This is a genomic window from Geomonas edaphica (genome assembly GCF_004917075.1).
Taxonomy (GTDB): Bacteria; Desulfobacterota; Desulfuromonadia; order Geobacterales; family Geobacteraceae; genus Geomonas; species Geomonas edaphica.
Genome location: NZ_SSYB01000004.1, coordinates 348951 through 369185 on the forward strand (window position 1 = coordinate 348951; position 20235 = coordinate 369185).

The 20235-nt window shown below is 62.0% G+C and carries 16 protein-coding genes; 4 read left to right on the top strand and 12 right to left on the bottom strand.

Annotation, left to right across the window (positions count from 1 at the left end; genetic code table 11):
• Positions 1–4 precede the first annotated feature (4 nt).
• The 4 genes from E8K79_RS12285 to flhA are packed head-to-tail and all read right to left on the bottom strand — an operon-like array spanning position 5 to position 5144.
• Complete coding sequence (locus E8K79_RS12285) at positions 5–757, bottom strand: FliA/WhiG family RNA polymerase sigma factor (protein WP_129124775.1); 753 nt, start codon at positions 755–757, stop codon at positions 5–7.
• Positions 741–1664, bottom strand: a complete 924-nt coding sequence (locus E8K79_RS12290) for a MinD/ParA family protein (protein WP_136514998.1) — start codon at positions 1662–1664, stop codon at positions 741–743. Before E8K79_RS12290 ends, E8K79_RS12285 begins: the two co-directional genes overlap by 17 nt.
• Positions 1661–3076 (bottom strand): flagellar biosynthesis protein FlhF, encoded by a 1416-nt coding sequence (locus E8K79_RS12295; RefSeq protein WP_136514999.1) that lies wholly within the window; start codon positions 3074–3076, stop codon positions 1661–1663. The genes E8K79_RS12290 and E8K79_RS12295 overlap by 4 nt, the downstream gene beginning before the upstream one ends.
• Positions 3066–5144, bottom strand: coding sequence for a flagellar biosynthesis protein FlhA (flhA, locus tag E8K79_RS12300; RefSeq protein ID WP_136515000.1), 2079 nt, complete (start codon positions 5142–5144; stop codon positions 3066–3068). The genes E8K79_RS12295 and flhA overlap by 11 nt, the downstream gene beginning before the upstream one ends.
• A 403-nt stretch (positions 5145–5547) precedes the next feature.
• On the opposite strand from flhA, the gene E8K79_RS12305 reads away from it, so the two are divergent.
• Positions 5548–6780, top strand: coding sequence for a BamA/TamA family outer membrane protein (locus E8K79_RS12305; RefSeq protein ID WP_136515001.1), 1233 nt, complete (start codon positions 5548–5550; stop codon positions 6778–6780).
• A gap of 46 nt (positions 6781–6826) precedes the next feature.
• On the opposite strand, the gene E8K79_RS12310 is transcribed toward E8K79_RS12305, so the two are convergent.
• Both E8K79_RS12310 and pdxR read right to left on the bottom strand, forming a co-directional pair.
• Positions 6827–7624: an FRG domain-containing protein gene (locus E8K79_RS12310; RefSeq protein WP_136515002.1), complete on the bottom strand. Its 798-nt coding sequence runs from the start codon at positions 7622–7624 to the stop codon at positions 6827–6829.
• A 69-nt stretch (positions 7625–7693) separates the two neighbouring features.
• Positions 7694–9130, bottom strand: a complete 1437-nt coding sequence (pdxR, locus tag E8K79_RS12315) for a MocR-like pyridoxine biosynthesis transcription factor PdxR (RefSeq protein WP_136515003.1) — start codon at positions 9128–9130, stop codon at positions 7694–7696.
• A 191-nt stretch (positions 9131–9321) separates the two neighbouring features.
• Here pdxR and E8K79_RS12320 point away from each other — a divergent pair, with 191 nt between their 5' ends.
• Positions 9322–9999 carry a hypothetical protein gene (locus E8K79_RS12320; RefSeq protein WP_136515004.1) on the top strand — a complete coding sequence of 226 codons (678 nt, stop codon included), beginning with the start codon at positions 9322–9324 and terminating at the stop codon, positions 9997–9999.
• An 82-nt stretch (positions 10000–10081) separates the two neighbouring features.
• Here the strand turns inward: E8K79_RS12320 and E8K79_RS12325 are convergent, their stop codons facing one another.
• Positions 10082–11020 (bottom strand): TIGR01212 family radical SAM protein, encoded by a 939-nt coding sequence (locus E8K79_RS12325; protein WP_136515005.1) that lies wholly within the window; start codon positions 11018–11020, stop codon positions 10082–10084.
• Positions 11021–11275: 255 nt separating this feature from the next.
• On the opposite strand from E8K79_RS12325, the gene E8K79_RS12330 reads away from it, so the two are divergent.
• Entirely contained in the window at positions 11276–13768 is a 2493-nt protein-coding gene (locus E8K79_RS12330; protein ID WP_136515006.1) for a helicase C-terminal domain-containing protein, read from the top strand.
• Positions 13769–13869: 101 nt separating this feature from the next.
• Here the strand turns inward: E8K79_RS12330 and E8K79_RS12335 are convergent, their stop codons facing one another.
• The 3 genes from E8K79_RS12335 to E8K79_RS12345 form a co-directional block, all read right to left on the bottom strand.
• A complete protein-coding gene (locus E8K79_RS12335) occupies positions 13870–14841 on the bottom strand; it encodes a peptidylprolyl isomerase (RefSeq protein ID WP_136515007.1) in 972 nt (323 codons plus the stop codon).
• A gap of 11 nt (positions 14842–14852) precedes the next feature.
• On the bottom strand, positions 14853–15821 hold the full coding sequence (locus tag E8K79_RS12340) for a prenyltransferase/squalene oxidase repeat-containing protein (protein ID WP_136515008.1): 969 nt from the start codon (positions 15819–15821) through the stop codon (positions 14853–14855).
• 106 nt (positions 15822–15927) lie between these two features.
• A complete protein-coding gene (locus E8K79_RS12345; RefSeq protein WP_136515009.1) occupies positions 15928–17421 on the bottom strand; it encodes a hypothetical protein in 1494 nt (497 codons plus the stop codon).
• A gap of 590 nt (positions 17422–18011) precedes the next feature.
• Between E8K79_RS12345 and E8K79_RS12350 the strand changes: the two genes are divergently transcribed.
• On the top strand, positions 18012–18611 hold the full coding sequence (locus E8K79_RS12350; protein WP_136515010.1) for a DUF2845 domain-containing protein: 600 nt from the start codon (positions 18012–18014) through the stop codon (positions 18609–18611).
• A 20-nt stretch (positions 18612–18631) separates the two neighbouring features.
• On the opposite strand, the gene E8K79_RS12355 is transcribed toward E8K79_RS12350, so the two are convergent.
• Together E8K79_RS12355 and E8K79_RS12360 are read right to left on the bottom strand one after the other, a co-directional pair.
• Positions 18632–19369, bottom strand: a complete 738-nt coding sequence (locus E8K79_RS12355; RefSeq protein WP_136515011.1) for a ComF family protein — start codon at positions 19367–19369, stop codon at positions 18632–18634.
• A gap of 139 nt (positions 19370–19508) precedes the next feature.
• Positions 19509–20162, bottom strand: a complete 654-nt coding sequence (locus tag E8K79_RS12360) for a lactate utilization protein (RefSeq protein ID WP_136515012.1) — start codon at positions 20160–20162, stop codon at positions 19509–19511.
• Positions 20163–20235 lie beyond the last annotated feature (73 nt).

Consider the following 20235-nt stretch of genomic DNA (forward strand, 5'->3'; position numbering starts at 1 on the left):
TCCCCTAGCCCATCCGCTTCATCTTGCCGCGCAGCCTGATGATGGCCTGGCTGTGCAGCTGGGAGATGCGCGACTCAGTAAGATCGAGCACCGCGCCGATCTCCTTCAGGTTCAGTTCCTCGTAGTAGTAGAGCGTGATCACGATACGCTCCTTCTCGGGGAGGGCGTCGATCGCCTCGGCGAGGCGCTCCACGGTCTGACGCGCGATGAGCTGACTCTGCGGGCTTTCGGTCCCCTTGTCCTCCAGGACGTCAAGCAGGCCAAACGGTGCGCCGTCCTCGTCGTGCCACGCGTCGTCGAGCGACACGAAGGAGAGAAGGTGGATCTCCTCAAGGAGCCGGAAGTAGTCCTTCAGCTCGAGCCCCATGGCAGTGGCCACCTCGTCGCTGGAAGGGTTCCTCCCCAGGCGCTGCTCGAGCTGGGAGAACTCCTTCTCCAGCTTCTTGAACTTGTCCCTGAGGCTCCTGGTGAGCCAGTCCTGGGCCCGCAGTTCGTCCATGATGGTGCCACGGATGCGCTGCTCCGCGAAGGTCTTGAACTGTACCCCACGGCTTGGGTCGAAGCGCTCGGCGGCCGAGATCAGCCCTATCACCGCCGCGCTCCTCAGATCGTCACGGTCGAGGTGCGGGGGGAGTGACGAGGCGATCCGGTCAACAATGAACTTCACCAGCGGGAGGTGGTTCACCACCAGCTCGTCCCGGCTCATCGGGACCCCGCGTTGCGCCTCATGCTCGTACGCCTTAAGAAGACAGTTCATGGTTCCTCCACATCGTGCTGGATGCCATAGAAGCCGCCGACATGGCCTCTGTGACCGCCGGCGTCTCCTTATTGATTTTCTGTGCCAAAATTTTGAAACCTGTCGACGCCTTGGCTTCCGGGAAGAGGCGGCATAAAGCCCCGCGCCGCCTCACACTTTCCACCAGGAGCTCGTCGTGCAGGATCGATCCCGCGTGGTCAAACTGTACTTGCAAAAAGCGGCCCGTAATTGCGGATAATTTTGAAAAGAGCGTATCCCCCTCCTGATTGTCGCGGCACATGTTTATCAGGAGCCGGAAACGGAAGGAGCTGTCACGCCCGGAGAGCATCTTGATGAGGGCGTAGGCGTCGGTGATCGAGGTCGGCTCTGGGGTCACCACCAGCATGATTTCGCGGGCGAGGGAGGCGAAGCCAGTCAGGTTCGCGGCGATGCCGGCCCCGGTGTCGATCAGGAAGTAGTCGTAGTCGTTTTGCAGCCTGAGCATCGCCTGCAAAAGGGCGCTGCGCTCACGCGGCGAAAGCGAGCTGTACTGCTGCACGTCCATTCCTGCGGGGAGCACGCTGATGCCCCCCCCGATGTCGACCACGGTATCCTTCAGGGTGATCTCCCCGGCTAGGACCTGCCCCATCCGGTACGGCGCATCCTTGCCGAGGCGCAGGCAGATGTCGCCCACCCCCGGGTTGGAATCGACGATGAGCACCCGCTCCCCTGCCGCGGCGAGGGAAGCGGCCAGGTTCACCACCACGGAGGTCTTGCCGACCCCCCCCTTGCCGCTGGTCACCGAGATCACCCGGAGCCCCTCACGCACCTGCAAGAGGTCCGGCGCCGGCGCCTCGCTTTTTGTCCGTCCCGCAAGCCTTCTGAGGGACTCGGCCTGGTCTGTTGTTGCTAGGCAAGACATAGTCATCTGTTGGACTCCTGCACCACCATGGCGACGAGCTTTCTCGAGGTGGCAACCTCGATGTCCTCGGGCACCTTCTGGCCGGTGCTGAAATAGGAAAGAGGGATCTTGTGTTTCAAACAGGTGTCGACGATGCTGCCGAAGGTCCGGCTTTCGTCGAGCTTGGTGAAGAGGAGCTTCGTAAGCGGGAGCGTCCCGAAGGTGGCGATGATCTCGTCGATCTCGCGGCTCCTCGTCGTTGCCGAGAGGCAAAGGTAAACGTCGATGCCGGTCTGGGTCTCCAGGAAACCCTTCAGTTCGTCGAGGCGATCGACGTCTTTCGGGCTTCTGCCGGCGGTGTCGATCAGGATCAGGTCCTTGTCCGAGTGCCTTGCGAGCGCCTTGGAGAGTTCCTGGGAGTTCCCCGCCACCTCGAGCGGCAGGTCCATGATCTTCGCGTAGGTCTTCAGTTGCTCGACCGCGCCCACCCTGAAGTTGTCCATGGTGACCATGGCGACGGAGACGCGGCGGTTAAGGGCGTACATGGCGGCGATCTTCGCGATGGTGGTGGTCTTGCCGACGCCGGTCGGGCCGACCACGGCGACGATGCGCGGTCCGTTCTTCTTGATGCGCAGCGAGCCGGAGCACTTCACCATGCCGGCCAGGTTGTCGGCCATGAGGCCTCTCAGCTCCTCGAGGGACGCCCCATCCTCGGCCGCGCCGCGCACCGATTCCGTGAGACGCTGGACCGCTGCCGCACCCACGTCCTCTCCCCTTAATTCCTCGGCCAGGCGATGCAGGAGCTCGTCCTCTTCGCTTACGGAAACCCTTTCCCTGACCAGTTCGAGGGTCGGACGGGGCCTCTCCTCGGCCGGTGCCGGTGCCTCGGCCACGGCCTCGGGCTGCACTGCGCTCTTCACCACCTGCTCGAGGTTCATCCCCGCGAGCGGGAAGGTCACCGGCTTCGCCCCCTTCTCTTTTCCGCCGGAGACGGCGTTGTAGAGAAGCTGCTTGATCTCCTCGAGCTCCTCCTTGCCGAAGGTCCTCGGTGCCGCGGGGGCCTCCGCCAGCGCTTCCGCCGCCTGGGGAGCCGGCGGGGCCGCCTGCTGCGCCTCTTTTTTGGTGAGCGCCTCAATGCGCTGCTTCAGCTCGCGCACCTCGCGGGCCAGGGGGCCCAGCATGGAGTTCTGGAACTCCTCACGGGTGGAAAGCTCGCGCTCCGGGGGCGCCGGGGGCTCTTCGCGGTACGGGTTCGCCTTCGGCGCCGGCCTCGGGTCCAGGGCCGCGGTCACCTCGTAATAGGGCTTGGAGAAGAAGCCGAAGATCCCCTTCTTGCGCTCCTTCTTCGAGGAAAGGATCATCGCGTCCAGACCCATCTCGGCCTTAACCATCCTGAGAGCTTCCGACATCTCGCCTGCTTGGAAAGTTTTAACTAGCATTGGTCACCACCACCCCTAAGGATTGGATTTTTATATTGGGCGGGATCTCGTTGTGCGAGATGACCGCCAGATTGGGCATGAACCGCTCGGTCAGTTTCTTCACGTGACGGCGGATGGTCGGCGAGGCCATGAGCACCGGCAGCGCGCCTATGGCATCGAACTGCTCCGCGTTTCTCCTGATCGCGGCCAGAATGCGCTGCGCAAGATGCGGGTCGATGGCGAGGTAGCTCCCCTGCTCGGAGAGCTGCACCGAGTCGACGATCGCCTCCTCGATGTCGTGATCGAGGGTGATCACGCAGAGGGTGTCGTCGTCTCGCTTGTACTGCTCCACGATGTAGCGCCCGAGGCTCTGCCGCACGAACTCGGTGAGCATCTCCGGGTCCTTGGTCATCCCGCCGTAGTCGGCGAGGGTTTCCAGGATGGAGCGCAGGTCGCGGATCGAGACGTTCTCCTTCAAAAGGTTCTTCACGACGCGCAGCACGGTCCCCAGGGAGAGGAGCGACGGCACCAGTTCCTCGACCACCTTGGGAAGCGTCGCCGCGATGGAATCGAGTAGCTGCTGCAGCTCCTGGCGTCCCACCAGTTCGTGGGCGTGCTTCTTGATGGTTTCGCTGATGTGGGTTGCGAGGATAGTGGTGTTGTCCACCACGGTGTAGCCGGAGACCTGCGCCTTCTCCCGCTCCTTCCCTTTGATCCAGACTGCGGGAAGGCCGAAGACCGGCTCAGTGGTCTTGATCCCGTCAAGGCCGCCCATGGCGCCGCCGGAGTCCATGGCGAGGTACTGCCCGGAGAGCTCGCCGCCGCCAACCTTGGCGCCGTTGATGAGGATGTTGTACTCGTAGGGTTTCAACTGCAGGTTGTCGTGAATATGGATCGGAGGGACGATGAAGCCCATGCGGTCCGCCACCTGCTTCCTGATGGAGCGGATGCGGTCGAGGAGCTCTCCCTGCTGGCTCGCGTCAACCATCGGAACGAGGCCGTATCCCACCTCGAGCTCCAGCATGTCGAGCGGGCGGATGCTACTGATCTGGTCGCTCTCTTCGGCGGAGGTCTGGGTTTCCACCACGTCCTCGACCTCGGCCTTCTTCTCCACCGCCATCTTGCTCACCAGGTAGGCGACGCCGGAAAGGAGGAAGAAGGCGAAGTGCGGCAGCCCCGGGATCATCGCGAAGAGGAAGAGCACGCCGGAGGAGACCTGGAAGGCCTTCGGGTAGTTGAGGAGCTGGCCCGCGATCTCATGTCCGAAGTTGTTCTCGTCGGCGGAGCGGGTCACGATGACGCCCGCCGCGGTGGAGATGATAAGGGCGGGGATCTGGGCCACGAGCCCCTCGCCGATGGTGAGCAGGGTGTAGTTCTGCAGCGCCACGTCGAGCGGCATCCCCTTTTGCCAGACGCCGATGACGAAGCCGCCGCAGATGTTGACGAGGACGATCATGATGCCGGCCACGGCGTCCCCGCGCACAAACTTGGAGGCACCGTCCATGGAACCGTAGAAGTCAGCCTCGCGGGCGATCTTCCTGCGCCTGGCCTTCGCCTCTTTGTCGGTCAGGATGCCGTTCGAGAGGTCGGCATCGATGGCCATCTGCTTGCCCGGCATGGCGTCTAGGGTGAACCTCGCCGCCACCTCGGCGACGCGCCCGGCGCCCTTGGTGATGACAACGAAGTTGATGATGACGAGGATCAGGAAGATGACCGCCCCTACCACGTAATTGCCGCCGACCACGAACTGCCCGAATGCCTTGATCACCCCACCCGCGGCCTCGACCCCTTCGCTGCCGTGCAGGAGGATGAGTCGGGTGGAGGCGATGTTCAGGGCGAGTCGGAAGAGCGTCGTGACCAGCAGGATGGAGGGGAAGACTGAGAAGTCGAGGGGTTGCACCGTGTAGAGGCAGACGAGCAAGATGACCAGGGCGACGGTGATGTTGGTCGCCAGGAAGATGTCGAGCATGAACGCCGGCAGCGGGATCACCATGAGGGCGAGCACGCCGATCAGGGCGACCGCCATGTAGATGTCCGAATTGCTTTTTGGTCCCGGGAGCGCCAGGGCGTCCGTCGAGGGGTTTGCCATGCGTCATTTCCTCTGTTTTTATCGGTGGGGGCACCGTGCCCACGCAGTTTGTGCAACCGTCATGCCATTTCCAGGCGACGCCCATTAGGGAGCAAAAACAGGAATGAATCCGGGAGGCGGGAAGCTTTTTCATGGTAAAAGCGGGGCTGCCGGGGGGAGCAAGGAACGTCATTTTTAAAGAGAGCAGCCGGTCAACTTTTTGACCATTACCCCCGCCTCCCGGTTAACGTTCTCTTTTTTTCTTGTCAAAATCCGCCGTAGCCGTTAAGGTTTCCGAGCCTTTTCGGGACCCACGCTCCCCTTGACCGGCCTGCCGCAGTGCTCCGGTTCACGCAGGCGGGAGGGGAGCTTCCCCAAAAGCCAATAAAGATGCTCACCCGAGAGCCACGCCAAACGGACCCTTATGCGCGCGTTATCCATTGCACTTCTGATCCTTTTCTCGCTCCTTGCTGGGTGCACCAGCTATATTCCCTCCACGGTCCTGCCAACCTCCTCACCGGCGCAACCCTACACGAAGATGGTCACCATACCGCTGCCGGTTATCGCCACGAGCCCTAATGAGGGAGTCACCTACGGAGCGCTGACCGCATTGTTGCTGCACAACGAGAAGGACGAGGTCTCGGCACTGTTCGCCCCTCAGGTGAATCAGAACGAGAACTTCGGCACCACCGGCACCCTCTACGGCGCGATGTATCCATCGCCTTTGCGCAGCATCGAGTTCAACATCTCCAAGTCGACCAAGGTGAACGAGGACTACGAGGTCCGTATCCGCGACCAGCACCTCATGGAGCAAAAGCTCGAGCTGAACGCCTTTTTGTTCAGCTTCACCGACGGCTCTGCCCGCTTCTTCGGCTTCGGCCCGGACAGCAAGGCCGACGCCGAGACCAACTTCGCCGACATTGAATACGGCTTCACCGCATCAGCCGGCTATCCCATTCTTCCCAATACCGTTCTCTTCCTAGGTGATCGCGTGAGAAAACTGACCGTCGACGAAGGAGCGGTTAAGAAGCTTCCTTACATGCGCGACCGTTTCACCATAGACGAGATCCCCGGCAGCGACGGCTTCACCACCCACGCCCAGTCCGTCTCCGTGGTCTACAGCACCCTGGACGCACCGGCCATGGCGGCCTCGGGAGTCCGCGCGCGCCTCTCGCTGGAGGGAAGCCTCGCTGGGCTCGGGAGCACCGCCCGCTTCGGCAGGTACGAGGGGGAGGTAAAGGGGTTCTTCCCGGTGCCTGACTCCCGTTTCATAAGCGCCGGGCGTGTCGCCTTCGGCCAGACGCGCGGTGGCTCGATACCGTTTCTGGAGCGGAGCATCCTGGGTGGGGAGAACACCCTCAGGGGGTTCGGCAAGAACCGCTTCATCGACAACTCCTACGTTCTTTGCAACGTGGAGGAGCGCATCCGGCTCTTCAGGTGGGAGGTCTTCGACGTGCGGGCGGACTGGGAATTGGCGCCTTTTGTCGACATCGGGGGGGTGATGGATTCCTTCAGCGACCTGCACCTCGGGAACCTTGAGGTGAACCCGGGGATCGGCTTCCGCGCCGTGGTCCGCCCCAACATTCTCGGGCGCATCGACGTAGGCTTCGGCAAGGACGGCGCCGCGGTCTTCGTGGGACTTGGGTACCCGTTCTGACGGCCGTTCAACGTTCAACGTTCTACGTTACTTAAGTGATTAATGTTTAGGTATGCCGGTGGGCGAGGGACTGCTGGGTGTCGATCCGGTCGGAGACCTTCTCCTGGATGTAACGGGCAAGACCGTCCAGATCGGCGAAGACGAAGGCGTGGTTGATGCCGAGAAGCTTCAGCTCCTGGGCCAGAAAAGCGCGGTTCTCAAAGGGGATGCGGTACTTCCTGATGTGCTCGCGCGGCGTTAGCTGCTCCTCCAACGCCCGCCACGGGTTGCGCAGCAATGAGAAGACGCCGCTTTGGGCCTTGATCCGGGAGGCGATTACCGGCGCCATGAAGAAACAGGTCTCCGCCTCGAACGGGTTCGCCTTCTCGTCGATCTCGGAAAGGCCGTACATGGTGTGCGCGATGTAGAAGGCGGCACCGCCGCTGTAGCAGGGGTTGTTCAGCCGGTCCCGGCGCAGGTTCAGTTCGACGTAGGGCTCGGCGACGGCGAAGTAGAGGGCGATCAGCGGGTTGACCGACCAGTCCAGAAGACGCGTCGGAAGCCCGTGGTGCTGCGCCAGCGCGAGCCACTCCCATTCCGTCGCCGGCTGCACTTCGACCAGGTGACGTCCTGACTTCTTGAACTCCTGCAGCGCCTGAAACTCACCGTAAATGTCGGCCGGCATCACCTCGCCGGCTGGACGCCCACCCGCAGCACCGGGGTCCGATGTCAAACGCCCTATCTTTGGTATCAGCGTGTAAAAATCGCGGCTCTCGCCTCGGAAGAAGTTCCAGGAGCCCGGGGCTGTCTTGATGATGAGCTTGCGGAAGTCCTCGAACGATGTGATCTCCCCTGAGATGTCCATGGCGCCCTCCCTGACTGTGCTGCCGCGCGGCACCACAAGAGTTAACCATAAATAATCTTTCCGGCAGCCTCAGCCGAACCAGGCCCGGCTTAAGAGCTTGATCCCTTCGGCGATCTCTTCCGCGGAGAGGCCGCCAAACCCTATCATGATCAGGTTCTCCGGGGCGGACTCCGGGTTCTGCCAGAACTGGCGCGTCGGCGACACCTTAACCCGGTACGCCGCCGCCCGCTCCACCATCGCCTCCTGGCTCTCTCCGGTGAAATGCTCGAGCAGCACGTGCAACCCCGCGTTCTGCCCGTATATCCGCACCCGGTCCCCCATCTCCCGCTGAATCGACTGCACCAGCACTTCGTGCTTCTTTTTGTTGACCAGACAGACCTTCCTCAGGTGCCGGTCCCAGTGCCCCCCCGACAACAGGCTTGCCGCCACGTACTGCTGCAGCCTCGGCACGGTGCACTTGTAGCGCTCGAAGACGGTGTGGTACCTCGACAAAAGCCATTGCGGCAGCACCATGTACCCCATGCGCAGCCCCGGCGCGAACGCCTTGGAAAAGGTGCCGAGGTAGATGACGCGCTCCTGGCGATCGATCGACTGCAGGGCCGGGATCGGCCGGGTGCGGTAGCGGAACTCGCTGTCGTAGTCGTCCTCGATGATGACCCCGCCGGTTTGCTCGGCCCATTGCAGCAACCTCATGCGGTGCTGGATCGGCATTACCACCCCGGTGGGAAGCTGGTGCGAAGGGGTCACGTAGGCGAGCCGAGCCCCGCTCGTTTTCAACGCAGCAGGGTCGATGCCCGATTCGCCGACCGGAATGGGAAGCACCTGGTAGCCGTGGTTCCCGAAAATGACCCTTGTGAAGTCGTACCCGGGTTCCTCCATGCCGAGGATCCGCTCCTTAAGCGGAAACAGCAGGCAGATCATCATGGCCAGGTCCTGGAGCCCCGCGCCGACCACGATCTGCTCCGGCGAACATTTGACACCGCGCGACTGGCGCAGGTACTTCGCCAGCTCCCGCCGCAGTTGCAGCTCCCCCTGCTTGTCCCCGTAATAGGCGATGGAGTCGACCTTCATCGAGGTCAGCACCTCGTTGTTAAGGCGGCGCCAGAGCGCGTGCGGGAAGGAGTGCGGGTCGAAGTCCCCGTAGGAGAAGTTGTACTTCACCGGCCGGGACTGTGCGGGCACCGACTCATCCGGTTCCGCGCCCCCCGCCGGGAGGTGCGGCGCCTCATCCTCGTCTGACGTCATGCCGGGAAAATGCAGCAGGTCTTCCTGAAGGTCCTGCACCACGTATCCCGACCCGTGCCTTCCCTCCACGTACCCCTCGATGCAGAGCTGGTCGTAAGCCGCCTCCACCGTGTTGCGCGCGATGGACAGATTTTTGGCGAGATCCCTGGTCGAGATCAGCCGGCTCCCCTTCTCGTATTCCCCGGTGACGATGTTCTGCTTCAGCTGTTCGTAAAGCTGCTGATACAAAGGCTTTTTCGACTCCGGGTTCAGGTAGATCATCGCGCGTTCTCCCGCTTCGCTGTCGGCACTGCCGCTAACCGTAAACGAAGTGTATCCATAAAATTTATGAAATGTGGCCCTTCACAGGGATACTGTTTGCGCCCTATCCTTACACCAGATTTACAGCGTTGTAAATATCGCGGGGCGATATCTCCGGCCGAACCGGGGCCGCCCCACCCCAGGAGGACACTATGAAAGCTGCAAAACTGAACTTCCTCACCGTCATGACCATCATCGCCACCGCGCTGCTGGTGGCGTCTCCCATGACCGCCGCGGCAGGAGAACGTGCCGGCGCGGCAGGAAAGGTTACCCATAAAACCACGGCAAAAGAACAGGCTGAACGGATCGAACTGAAAATAGGGTGGGTGGCCGTCGCCAACGACGGCTCCCTGCACATCGACTTCACCGCGCAGGACGGCAACGGCAAGCCGGTCACCGGTCTGACCCGGGACGACATAGCGGCGGTTTCCTTCGGGCGATACGGTTACGAGGACGAGGTAGGGCTGAGAACGGTGGTCGGCCAGCCGAACAAAATCTGGCTTAGTTACCTGGAGAAACGCCGCGACGGACAGGGCATCGAGCGGAACCGGGGCGTGGGCGAACTGGGGACGAAGGACCGCCTGACTGAGGAAGGAAACGGCAGCTACAGCCTCGAGGTGAAAAGACCGGCGCGGCTGCTGACCAAGTTCTGTTATGCACCCGAGGCTGAAACCGGCGTGCTGCTGAGGATCAAAAAGGATGGCGGCGCAGAAGCGGCCGACTCCTATTTCTGGCGCCCGGCCTTTGCGAAAAGGATGGAAGCTCCGAAGATGCTGGCGCGGAACGAAGGCGGCCGCCGCCAAGCGACCAAGCTTCATGCGTGGAATTAGATGAAGGACCCAGTTCCTTCGACAAGTGAGAATGAGACTCACACCTCCCCCTCCCTTGACGGGAGGGGGGACCAAGCATCAACTAATCCAGGTCAGGCAGGGCGACGCCGGGGCCGACAAAGCGCACACCCTGCCTGGTCTTTCTCCGCTCCAGCTCGTGATCGATGCAGTTTAGCACCTCAAACTTTGCCAGTGACCAAAGCGGCGCGATGAGGTCTTTGCGGTTGCCGTCGCCGGTCAGGCGCTGCACCACGATCCTGGGGTCGAGCCGCTCCAGGAAATCGCAGACAAGCCCGACATAGCTGTCCCGGTCCAGTAGCGGCACTTGCCCTTCCCGGTACATCTCGGCGAGCCGGGTGCCGCGCATCACGTGCAAGAGGTGGATCTTTACACCGTCGACGCCGCAGCGGTTCAGAAACTCCGCGCCGGAGAGCATCTCTTCGCGGCTTTCGCCGGGGAGCCCCAGGATGATGTGGGCGCAGACGCGGATGCCGCGTTTTTGACACTCTGCTACGGCGGTACTGAAAGAGGCGAGATCGTGACCGCGGTTGATCGCGGCGAGGGTCCGCTCCAGCGGCGACTGCAGGCCGAGTTCGAGCCAGAAATAGCAGCGCCGGGCGTACTCGGCGAGGAGGTCCAGGGTTTCGGCCGGAAGGCAGTCGGGCCGGGTGCCGACGATGAGCCCGACGACGTCCGGCACGGAAAGCGCCTCATCGTAGAGCCGGCGCAGCTGTTCCACCGGAGCGTAGGTGTTTGAGTAGGACTGGAAGTAGGCGATGAAGCGGGAGGCCTTGTACTTTCTGACCATGACCTCCTTGGCGTGCTCGAGCTGCTCCACGACCCCCACCCCCTGCAGGATGCCGTAGGAGCCCGACCCCTTGCCGCCGCAGAAGATGCAACCGTCCGTCCCGACGGCGCCGTCGCGGTTCGGGCAGGTGAAGCCCGCGTCCACCGAGAGGCGCTGCACCTTGCAGCCGAACACCCGCTTCAGCTCTTCCGAAAATGCGTTGTAGCGCTGCATGAAATCTCCTCGGCCTCTCTTCTAACATATATGGCGGCACCGGATCAACGGCGGTGCTCTCCGCTTCGGTCACTCAGCCAACTGATGCCTCCCCCTCCCCTTGCGGGAGGGGGTTGGGGGGTGGGGGAAGGCGCCACCTTCTACCATGATTGCGACGTCACCCACCCCTGCCCCTCCCGTCAAGGGAGGGGGTAGAAAATCCCGCCTGCTTTTCAGTTGCCTCCCCCACCCAAACCCTGTATCTTCAACCGGGCCATGCAAAAGTACTTTTCCTCGCTCGCCAGCGAGCAGCTCAGAAACGCCATACAGGAAGCAGGCGGCAACGAGGTCTTCTTCCTCGGCCGCACCGACGAGGCACGCATCGTCGTCCAGGTCGAACCGCTCGCCCGCGGCAACAAGGACGCCGTTCCCGCTATCATGATCGCCTGTTCCTTCGGCGACGTCGTGATCCACAACCACCCCTCCGGCAACCTCACCCCCTCGCAGCCCGACATCGAGATCGCGTCCCTCCTGGGGAACCAGGGGGTCGGCTTCTACATCGTCAACAACGACGCCTCCCGCGCGAACCAGGTGGTAGCACCCTTCGCGAGGAAGGTGGTCGAGCGCATCTCCTACCCAGAGGTCGAGCACTTCTACGCCCCGGACGGCGTTTTGGCCCAGGCGCTTTCCGGCTACGAGCACCGCCCCGAGCAGACCAGGATGGCCCTGAACCTCGCGGAGGCCTTTAACGAGGAGAAGGTCGCCATCGTCGAGGCGGGGACCGGCACGGGGAAGTCGCTCGCTTACCTCCTCCCTTCCGCGCTCTGGTCGGTGCGCAACAAGGAGCGGGTGGTGATCTCGACGAACACCATCAACCTCCAGGAGCAGCTGATACAGAAGGACATCCCCTTCCTGCAAAAGCACGCCGGTGTGCAGTTCCGGGCCGTGCTGGTCAAGGGACGGAGCAATTACCTCTGCCTCAGAAAGCTGCAGGTGAACGCGGCGGACGGCTCGCTCTTCAAGGACGACACCGCCCGGGAACTCGACGCCATCGTCGCCTGGAGCAAGAAGACCGATGACGGCTGCCGTGGCGACCTGGCCTTTATCCCGAAGGACGAGGTTTGGGAGGAGCTCTGCTGCGAGTCGGACCAGTGCGGCCGGGTCAAGTGCCCGGACTACCCGCGCTGCTTCTTCTACAAGGCAAGACGCGAGGCGGCCGGCGCCGACCTCCTCGTGGTGAACCACGCCCTGCTCCTGGCCGATCTGTCGGTGCGCCAGGAAACCGGTTATGACGCCACCGCAATCCTCCCCCCCTTCACCCGGCTCGTCTTCGACGAGGGGCACCACCTGGAGGACGTGGCCACGAACTTCCTCTCCAGCCAGGTCTCACGGCTCGGGCTCGTGAAGCTGATGGGGAAGCTGCAGCACCCGAGAAAGGCGCACCGGGGTGTCCTCCCGCAACTCTCGACCCAGCTCTCCGCCGCGGTCCCTGAGTCGCAGGACGACCTTTACCTCGAGATCGCCGAGGTCCTGGAAGGGAAACTCATCCCGCGCCGGGTCGCCGTCCTCGACGCCTGCACGCGCGGCATGGACGCCATCGGCGAGGCGCTTTTCCAGAAGCTGAACAAAAACGGCGCCGAGCAGAAGCTCAGGGTGACGCCGGCTCTCTACCAGACGCCGCTTTGGCAGGAGGTCACACCGCAGATAGAGGCGATGTGCAAGGAACTCTCCGAGTACGCCCTCGCCATGCAGAGCTTTTTGAAGGGGTGCGAGAAACTCTCCGACAAGGTGCTGGACAAGCTCGCCGGGCCGCTCACCGACCTGCGCGGCGTAAAGGGAAGGATCGAATGCACGGTGGATGCGCTCAGGTTCTTCATGGCTCAGGAGGAGGAGTTCTGCCGCTGGTTCGAACTAAGGAAAGGCCCCCTGGTGAAGCTCTGCTGCTCGCCACTTGAGGTGGCCGAGTCCATCAAGAAGGCGATCCTCGATCGCTTCAAGACCGTGGTGCTCACCTCGGCGACCCTTGCCATCGGGGAGAAGTTCGACTTCCTGAAGCACCGCACCGGCATCGAGCTCCTCGCCAAGGAGCGGGTGAGCGAGCTCCTTTTACCCTCCCCCTTCGACTACGAGCACCAGGCGCTGGTCGCCGTCCCCTCCGACATGCCGGAACCGACCTCCCCCATGTTCGAGGCGCGCCTTTGCAGCCACCTCCTGGACGCACTCAGGATCTCGCAGGGGCGGGCCTTCGTGCTCTTCACCTCGTACGATCTCCTGGTCCGGGTCTACAACCGGCTTTCCGAGGCGCTCAAATCGTCGGGGCTCACCCCGATGCGCCAGGGGGAGACTAACCGGCACATGCTCCTGTCCAGGTTCCGCAGCGCGACTAACCCGGTTCTCTTCGGTACCGACTCTTTCTGGGAGGGTGTGGACGTGCAGGGGCGCGGACTGGAACTCGTCGTGATCACCCGGCTCCCCTTCCGGGTTCCCACCGAGCCGATCCTGGAGGCGCGCAGCGAGCACATCACCGCCAAGGGAGGCGACCCCTTCATGGGGTACACCGTCCCGCAGGCGGTGATCAAGTTCAAGCAGGGATTCGGAAGGCTGATACGAAGCAAGGAAGACCGGGGCGCCGTCCTGATCCTCGACTCCCGCGTGCTCACCAAGAACTACGGGAAGATATTTTTGACCGCGCTGCACGGCGTCTCGGTCATGAAGGCGCCGGAAGAGGAGATCTGCCGCAGGCTGGACGCCTTCTTCGCTTTGCGCTGATCAAAAAATAGGGCCAACTGCACAGTTGGCCCTTTCCATTTCATGGGCGGGACGCCGACCCATTCAGCTCGTCCCGCATTGCATTTCCGCTGCGGCGGAAACTAAACCTTTTCTATCTTCGCCTTGCCGCGCAGCTGTTCCACGTATGTGGCGAGCAGCTGGCGGATCTTCTCGCGCTTGATGTTCCCGGCGATCTGGTTCTTCACGTCCTCATAACGCTCGGTCGCCGGCGGCAGCTTCTGCTCGACCTTGATGATGTGGTAACCGAGCGCGGTCTCCACGACGTTGCTGATCTCACCCGGCTTGAGGGCGAAGGCCGCCTTCTCGAAGGGCGGCATGGTCTGCCCCTTGCCGATGATGCCTATGCTCCCGCCCTGATTCTTGGTCGGCGATGTCGACTCTTTCTTCGCCACGTCGGCGAAGGGCTCCCCACCCTTGACCCGCTTAAGCACGGCGAGGGCCTTCTCCATTGCCTGCCGCTTGGCATCGATGGACGCATCCTTGGCCACGCCGATCAGGATGTGGCTCACCTTGAGCCTTTCCCCCTGGGTGAACTGCTTCAGCTTGTTCTCCTCATAGTACTTACGCACCTCCGCCTCTGAGACATCGGCCTTGTCGGCGAAACGCTGCACGATCAGGTTGTTAATCACGATATCCTTGCGCGCCGCCTCCTCCAGGTCTTTCTGGGTCATGTCGACCGACTTCAAAGCCTTGTCGAACTCCGCCTGGGAGGGGTACTGGTACTTGCTCTGCGTGATGCGCTCGGTCACCTGCTTGTCCAGGTCCTTCACACCAAGCTTCATGCCGTCCTGGTAGAGGAGCTCCGCCGCGGTCAACTGGTTGAGCGCCGCGTCGGTCGCCTTCTTGAGCATGTCCGGCGGCAACTGCTTCAGATCGCGCTGCCCGACAAGGGCCTTTATGGTCCGGTCGAGCTGGGCTCGGGTGATGGGGGCGCCGTTCACCTTCTCCACCGTCGCCTGGGGGGAATCTTTAGCCGGCCCAGCCGCGCAGGCCGTCAGTGCCAAGAGGGAAACGGCGGCAGCCGATCGTGTCATCTTGTTGAACGAAAACATCTGCATCTCCTTTACCTTTTAGCCACCAGCGGAACCGCACCTTTCGCCTTCCCGATTTCGCTCAGGATGCGCAGCGCAGTGGTGGTGGAGTCCGGGGTGGAACCGTACCCCTCGAGGGGGCCGAAGCCGCCGTTCACCTTGATGTACAGCCGCTTCATGAAATTGAGGGCGATGGTCTTGTCGACCCGGTTGCCGGCACCGACTTCCCTGAGGGCGCGGATGGCGTATAGCTGCTCGTCGAGGTCGGGACGCTCCTTGCTCTTCTTGTCGAGATAAGGGGTCTTTTCCAGGAACTGCACCGCTTTTTTGGCGGTCGCCTCATCGAGTGCTCCGAGGGCGTTCAGGACATAGGCCGCCATGTAGGTGCTGCGTGCGTTCGCGACGCCCGTCCCTTTTTCCGGACCGAAACCTCCGTCCTTCTTGGCAAAGGCTTTCACGTACTCGACGGTCTTCGCCTTTTCCACGGCATCGATACCATTCACCGCCTTCAGCACATGCACCGCGTAGTAGGTGGTGGCGAGCGAGGACTTTTTGGCCTGCTGGCTGAAGCCAAACCCGCCGTCGGCGTTTTTAAGGGAAGCGGCGAAGCTCTTCACCTTGGTGCGATCGATGGCGTTGCCGGCATCGAGGAGCGACAGGGTCTCCAGCGCGATATCGGTATAGAGGATGGAGGCGTTCTTGTTGGTCTTATCCGGGGTGAACCCGCCGTTTTTCTGCTGGCCGAGCTTCACGTTGACGATGATGGCGTTCTGCCTCCCGGCATCTATCTTTTCCCCCATGGCGAGGAGCGTGTAGACGTAGTCGTTGGCGATCACGGTGGCCACCGGGAAATCGGGGCGGCCTTCCATCTCGCGAATGAACTGGCTGGTCTTCTTGAAATCGAACTCTCCGCCGTTGGCTTTCCCTTTCGCCTTCTCCTTGGCGAGCGCGGGGGCGGCCAGGGAGGCTATGAGGACAACGGTGGCAATCACTTGAAACATGCGGCTTTTCATAAACATGACATCACTCCGTGTGCAGCGGACTTTTGAATGGGTTTAGAAGGGGGGGAGAAAATCCTCCCCCCCGGCAGCACTGCATTACATGAAATTAGAGGTGCGGCGGAACGCCCCAGGTCGAGGTCTTGGTCGGGTGGCAGAAGACGCAGACGCCGAGAGCGTAGGTTTTGTCCTTACCGGCCGGGAAGCTGTAGCTGGTGCTACCCTGCAGGTTGGACAGCTGGGTGTTGTCAAGGGTCATGGTCGACGGAGCCTCGGCGTGTGCGGAGCCGTGGCAGGTCTGGCACTTGATGCTCCCCTTGTGACCGCGGCCGTTGATGAACTTGCCGAACAGGCTCGGGTTCGTCGGGTACACGGTGCCGCCCACGATGTTGGTGGCGTGGCAGGCGAAGGCCGGGTTGGCGCCTGCGCTGGCCGCGGTGCAGGACGGCAGGGTGGAAGCTTTCCACGGCTGTGCCAGCTGGCCGGCAGCGGTGCGCTGGTTCAGGTTGCCGTGGCAGTCGACGCACCAGAGGGCGGTCTTAGCCTTGTGGGAACCACGGTAGCAGTTGACGTTGTTGCCCGGGTGGCAGTCGTAGCAGTTGGTGGCAACGTTGGCGTCGTACTGGGTGAGGACCTTGGTGCTCTGGCTGTGGAAGCGGTGCAGCACGTCGGAGAAGGAGTACTGGGAAACCTTGATGTCAGCCTTGGTGAAGCCTGCGCCGGCCATGATCACGTAGTTCGGCCAGACGTTGGCAAGGCCCGGGGCTGCGGTCTCGCCCATCGCCGGATCCCAGTGACACCAGGAGCAGCGGATCGGGCCGGAAGTGCCGTCGCCGGTCGGATCGAGGTAGTTGAAGTCGATCTTGCTGGAGTTCATCCCGTGCATCTTGCCGAGGTAGGCGAAGGAGCCGGAAGCGGTCGCCGGATAGCCGTTGGCTGCGGCGAGCGAAAGGTGGCAGGAGCAGCAGCCGCCGAAGGCGACCGGAGTCACGGTGCTGGTCTGTGCCAGGATGGTGCCGGAGGCGTTTTTCACGTACACGTTGGTCATCGGGTACGGGTTGCGGTTCGCGCCGCCCAGCGGATCGGTCATGACGTTCTTCGAGGAGTTCGCGTCAACCAGCGGGTACGCCGGGATGCCTACGGCGGTCCAGTCCTTCAGGGTGCTGTCGTAGGTCATGTTGCCGGAGATGCCGTTGCCGGCCAGGCCCTGGACCTTGCCGCCGGAAACCGGTGCAAAGCCCGGGAAGAGTTTCGGAGCGTAGGTGATCCACTGCTGGAAGTAGGGGTCAGCCTGCAGGGTGGCTTCGGTGTTGTCGGCCATTGCATAGCTGACGGATACGCCGTAGGTGCCGGCATTGGTCGAATCGATGATGACGGGGTCGTTGCTGCCGTATCCCAGGACCTGAGCCCTGACCGTGTTGAACGGGGGAAGGAGCAGGAACCCAGCGAAGGTCGGGCAGGCGCAATGCATACCAAGGTCATTCCAAGCCACCACCTTGTAGGAGCTGGGGGTGGTGGTTCTGCCGGCAAGAGCCGGAGCGGCAACGGCGGTCAGGGCCGCTGCGGTCAAGGCCAGCGCAGGTACGAGTTTCTTCAATTTCATGCCTTGTGTTACCTCCTTTTTGATGTGGAACCATTCTCCCCTTTGGCAGGGGGGGGAGACCCCTTCGGTCCGCCTAGGGTGGGTACCTCACCCGACGGAACCGGCTACTGCTTCTGTCCGCACCCGGTATGCGGACGGGGCTTCTAATAGCAGGGAACATGCCAGTGGTCTAAAAGCCACTAACTCATTAAAAGAAGGCGACCAAAAACATAGGGTTTTCTCTATTAATGAGGGGCAAAATCCCCATAAGACAAATACCGACACCCAACCGGGGTTATTTTACGCAGAGGGGAAGGCCCCAGCAGCATAGGTACATCGCCCTAACGTACTAAAATGACTGGTCCATTGAGCCACTCGCCCTTGTGATCCAGATCACAGTATTCCACGGCAAATCAGCACGATAGGAGTGTGTTCGCAAAACGGACCGGCTCAGGACTTCCCACTTTGGGCGGTCGCCTCACTACCGCCCAAAGGGCAGGCTTGCACAGCCGTTGTTTGTACATTGTTGATGGCGCTTTCGATTTTGTTGTGCTATTAGGTGGCGGACAAGTGGCCGCGCCCTGCGGCTGACTACGAAAAGAGGTGCGAACATGAGGAGTCGTAGTACGTGGTGCACTGTGGTAATCGCCGCGGCAGTCGCGGCGGTTCTGACCTTCCCCGCTGGTGGGGAGGCAGCTCCATGCAACCAGGAAATCCTGGTGGGACAGCCGATGGACGAGGTGGCGGCCCTGTGTCAGGTCCCTACCCTCAAGGACAAGCGTGATCTTTGGGAAGAGGAGTCCGACGGCAAAACTAAGAAGCGGAAGACGACGACCTACGAGGAATGGATCTTCGACACCGGCGCGCAGGAGTTCATGCAGAGCATCACCTTTCTCAACGGGAAAGTGGCCGAAACGCGCCTTTTGGGGTACGGCAGCATGCGCGACCCGATGATGCCCAACTGCCGCAACGGCGAGGGATTTGCCGTGGGCGACACCATGGTGGATGCCTATCTGAAATGTGGGGAGCCGCTTGCACGTGAGAAGCAGGCGGACAAGGTGGTGGAGAGTACCGACGGCGAGATCACCCGGCGTACTTCCGTAGCCGTGACGGATTGGACCTACCGCTATGGGCGGGATCTCCCCGGCTACACGATACGCTTCGAAGACGGCCGGGTCACCGATATCCGCCAGCGCGAGTTCGGCAAATAGCAAGGGCAAAGCGGATGGCGCTAGGGTTGAAGTCCTCGCGCCACGGTCACCGCGGCGACCGCCGCGACTTCCGCTTCCCGCAGCGCATCCACACAGGCACGCATGGTGCTGCCGGTGGTAAGGACGTCGTCCACCAGCAGCACCCTCTTCCCAGCCAGGTTCTCGGGGTCGCGCACGCCGAAGGCCCCCCTCACGTTAGTCACCCTGTCCATTGCATCAAGCCCCGTCTGTGGTTCCGTCCAGCGCCATCGGCACAAATTCCCCACCTGCTGCGGCGCGCCAAGCGTCCTCGCTAGCACCTCAGCGATCAACTGCGACTGGTTGTAGCCGCGCTGCCTGAGTCTTTTGCGGTGCAGCGGCACCGGCACCACGCACTCCGGTGCGAAATCCTTCAGGAATACCTCCAGTCTGGGGAAGGCGAGGAGACCGAGCGGTTCGCTAAGGTGCGGCCTGTCGTGGTACTTGAAACGATGGATCAGTTCGCGGACCGGCCCGTCCAGGGCCGCAGCCGAACGGCAGGTATGAAAAGGGGGGTGTTGCAGGCAGGCACCGCAGGTATGGGATGCACCGCCTTCAGTGGCGAAGGGGATGCCGCAGGTGGTGCATATGGGTGCTTCGAGGAAGTCGATCTTGGCGAGGCAGTCTTGGCAGATGAACGGGCGGGGGAGATCATGCTCCTCACCGCCCGGTGGAAGGTACGCCCTGCACACATGGCACAGCGGCGGGAAAAAGAGGTCCAGCAGAGGGCGCAAGAACATGGAACCCCCCAAAGAACAGGTTCTACGTTCTAGGTTCTACGTTCTACGTTCAAAGGCAAAACCCGTAGGAAAGCGGCCATGGAGTCTGTTGTGGGTTTTACGTAGAACGTAGAACGCAGAACGTAGAACGTCTTTTAGTTTAGAGCCCCATGTCCTCGTTCACCACGAGCACCTTGATGTCGGTGTTGCGCGGCTTTTTTTCGATGATGGTGGTCACGCGGCAGATGCGCTGCGGTGAGTTGCAGTCCGAGCAGAAGCCGGTGGTGGTGCAGGGGGTGGAGAGATTCAGCCGCTTCGCGTTGGGGGGCGAAGCGTAGGTCCTCACCCGCTGCACCGCATCCTCTATGCTGCCGTCCACCAGCTTGTTGCGCCCCACCACGACGATCACTTTCTGCGGCCCGAAGAACATGGCGGCAGCACGGTTGCCGTTGCCGTCGATGTTCACCAACACGCCGGAAAGGGTGACCGCGTTACTCCCGGTCAGGAAAAGGTCGCAGGTAAGCTGCCGCCTGGTGATGGCGAGCTTCTCCTCCGGAGAGAGACCGGGCGCACCGTGGTTCAGGATCTCCTTCCCCATCCCCTTCAGCTTGTCGGCAAGCTTCAAGTCCGCGATGGAGAGGGAGCCGCCGAAGCCCACGCTTTTGGCCTGCTCGGACTCGTTCACGATGTAATGGAAGACCTCTTCGCCGTTATGGCAGTAGAGCGCGTCGAAGCCGTTTTTCTTCAGGTTCTCCACCGCCTTCTTGCACTTCTGCGCGTAGGCCCAGTTGTTCAGTTCTTCGGTATTGCTCATGTTTTTCTCCAATAGCAATGGATAATTGAACACGCCAAGTCCCCTCCCCCGGAGGGGGAGGAGATGTACGTTC

Bases quoted from the DNA above. Each gene is read 5' to 3' on its own strand.
- E8K79_RS12310 (WP_136515002.1), bottom strand. From the start codon at position 7,624: ATGGACATCTCAGGGGAGATCACATCGTTCGAGGACTTCCGCAAGCTC.
- pdxR (WP_136515003.1), bottom strand. From the start codon at position 9,130: ATGATCTACCTGAACCCGGAGTCGAAAAAGCCTTTGTATCAGCAGCTT.
- E8K79_RS12325 (WP_136515005.1), bottom strand. From the start codon at position 11,020: ATGCAGCGCTACAACGCATTTTCGGAAGAGCTGAAGCGGGTGTTCGGC.
- E8K79_RS12285 (WP_129124775.1), bottom strand. From the start codon at position 757: ATGAACTGTCTTCTTAAGGCGTACGAGCATGAGGCGCAACGCGGGGTC.
- E8K79_RS12350 (WP_136515010.1), top strand. From the start codon at position 18,012: ATGAGGAGTCGTAGTACGTGGTGCACTGTGGTAATCGCCGCGGCAGTC.
- E8K79_RS12355 (WP_136515011.1), bottom strand. From the start codon at position 19,369: ATGTTCTTGCGCCCTCTGCTGGACCTCTTTTTCCCGCCGCTGTGCCAT.
- E8K79_RS12335 (WP_136515007.1), bottom strand. From the start codon at position 14,841: ATGTTTTCGTTCAACAAGATGACACGATCGGCTGCCGCCGTTTCCCTC.
- E8K79_RS12290 (WP_136514998.1), bottom strand. From the start codon at position 1,664: ATGACTATGTCTTGCCTAGCAACAACAGACCAGGCCGAGTCCCTCAGA.
- E8K79_RS12320 (WP_136515004.1), top strand. From the start codon at position 9,322: ATGAAAGCTGCAAAACTGAACTTCCTCACCGTCATGACCATCATCGCC.
- E8K79_RS12305 (WP_136515001.1), top strand. From the start codon at position 5,548: ATGCGCGCGTTATCCATTGCACTTCTGATCCTTTTCTCGCTCCTTGCT.
- E8K79_RS12295 (WP_136514999.1), bottom strand. From the start codon at position 3,076: ATGCTAGTTAAAACTTTCCAAGCAGGCGAGATGTCGGAAGCTCTCAGG.
- E8K79_RS12330 (WP_136515006.1), top strand. From the start codon at position 11,276: ATGCAAAAGTACTTTTCCTCGCTCGCCAGCGAGCAGCTCAGAAACGCC.
- flhA (WP_136515000.1), bottom strand. From the start codon at position 5,144: ATGGCAAACCCCTCGACGGACGCCCTGGCGCTCCCGGGACCAAAAAGC.
- E8K79_RS12360 (WP_136515012.1), bottom strand. From the start codon at position 20,162: ATGAGCAATACCGAAGAACTGAACAACTGGGCCTACGCGCAGAAGTGC.
- E8K79_RS12345 (WP_136515009.1), bottom strand. From the start codon at position 17,421: ATGAAATTGAAGAAACTCGTACCTGCGCTGGCCTTGACCGCAGCGGCC.
- E8K79_RS12340 (WP_136515008.1), bottom strand. From the start codon at position 15,821: ATGTTTCAAGTGATTGCCACCGTTGTCCTCATAGCCTCCCTGGCCGCC.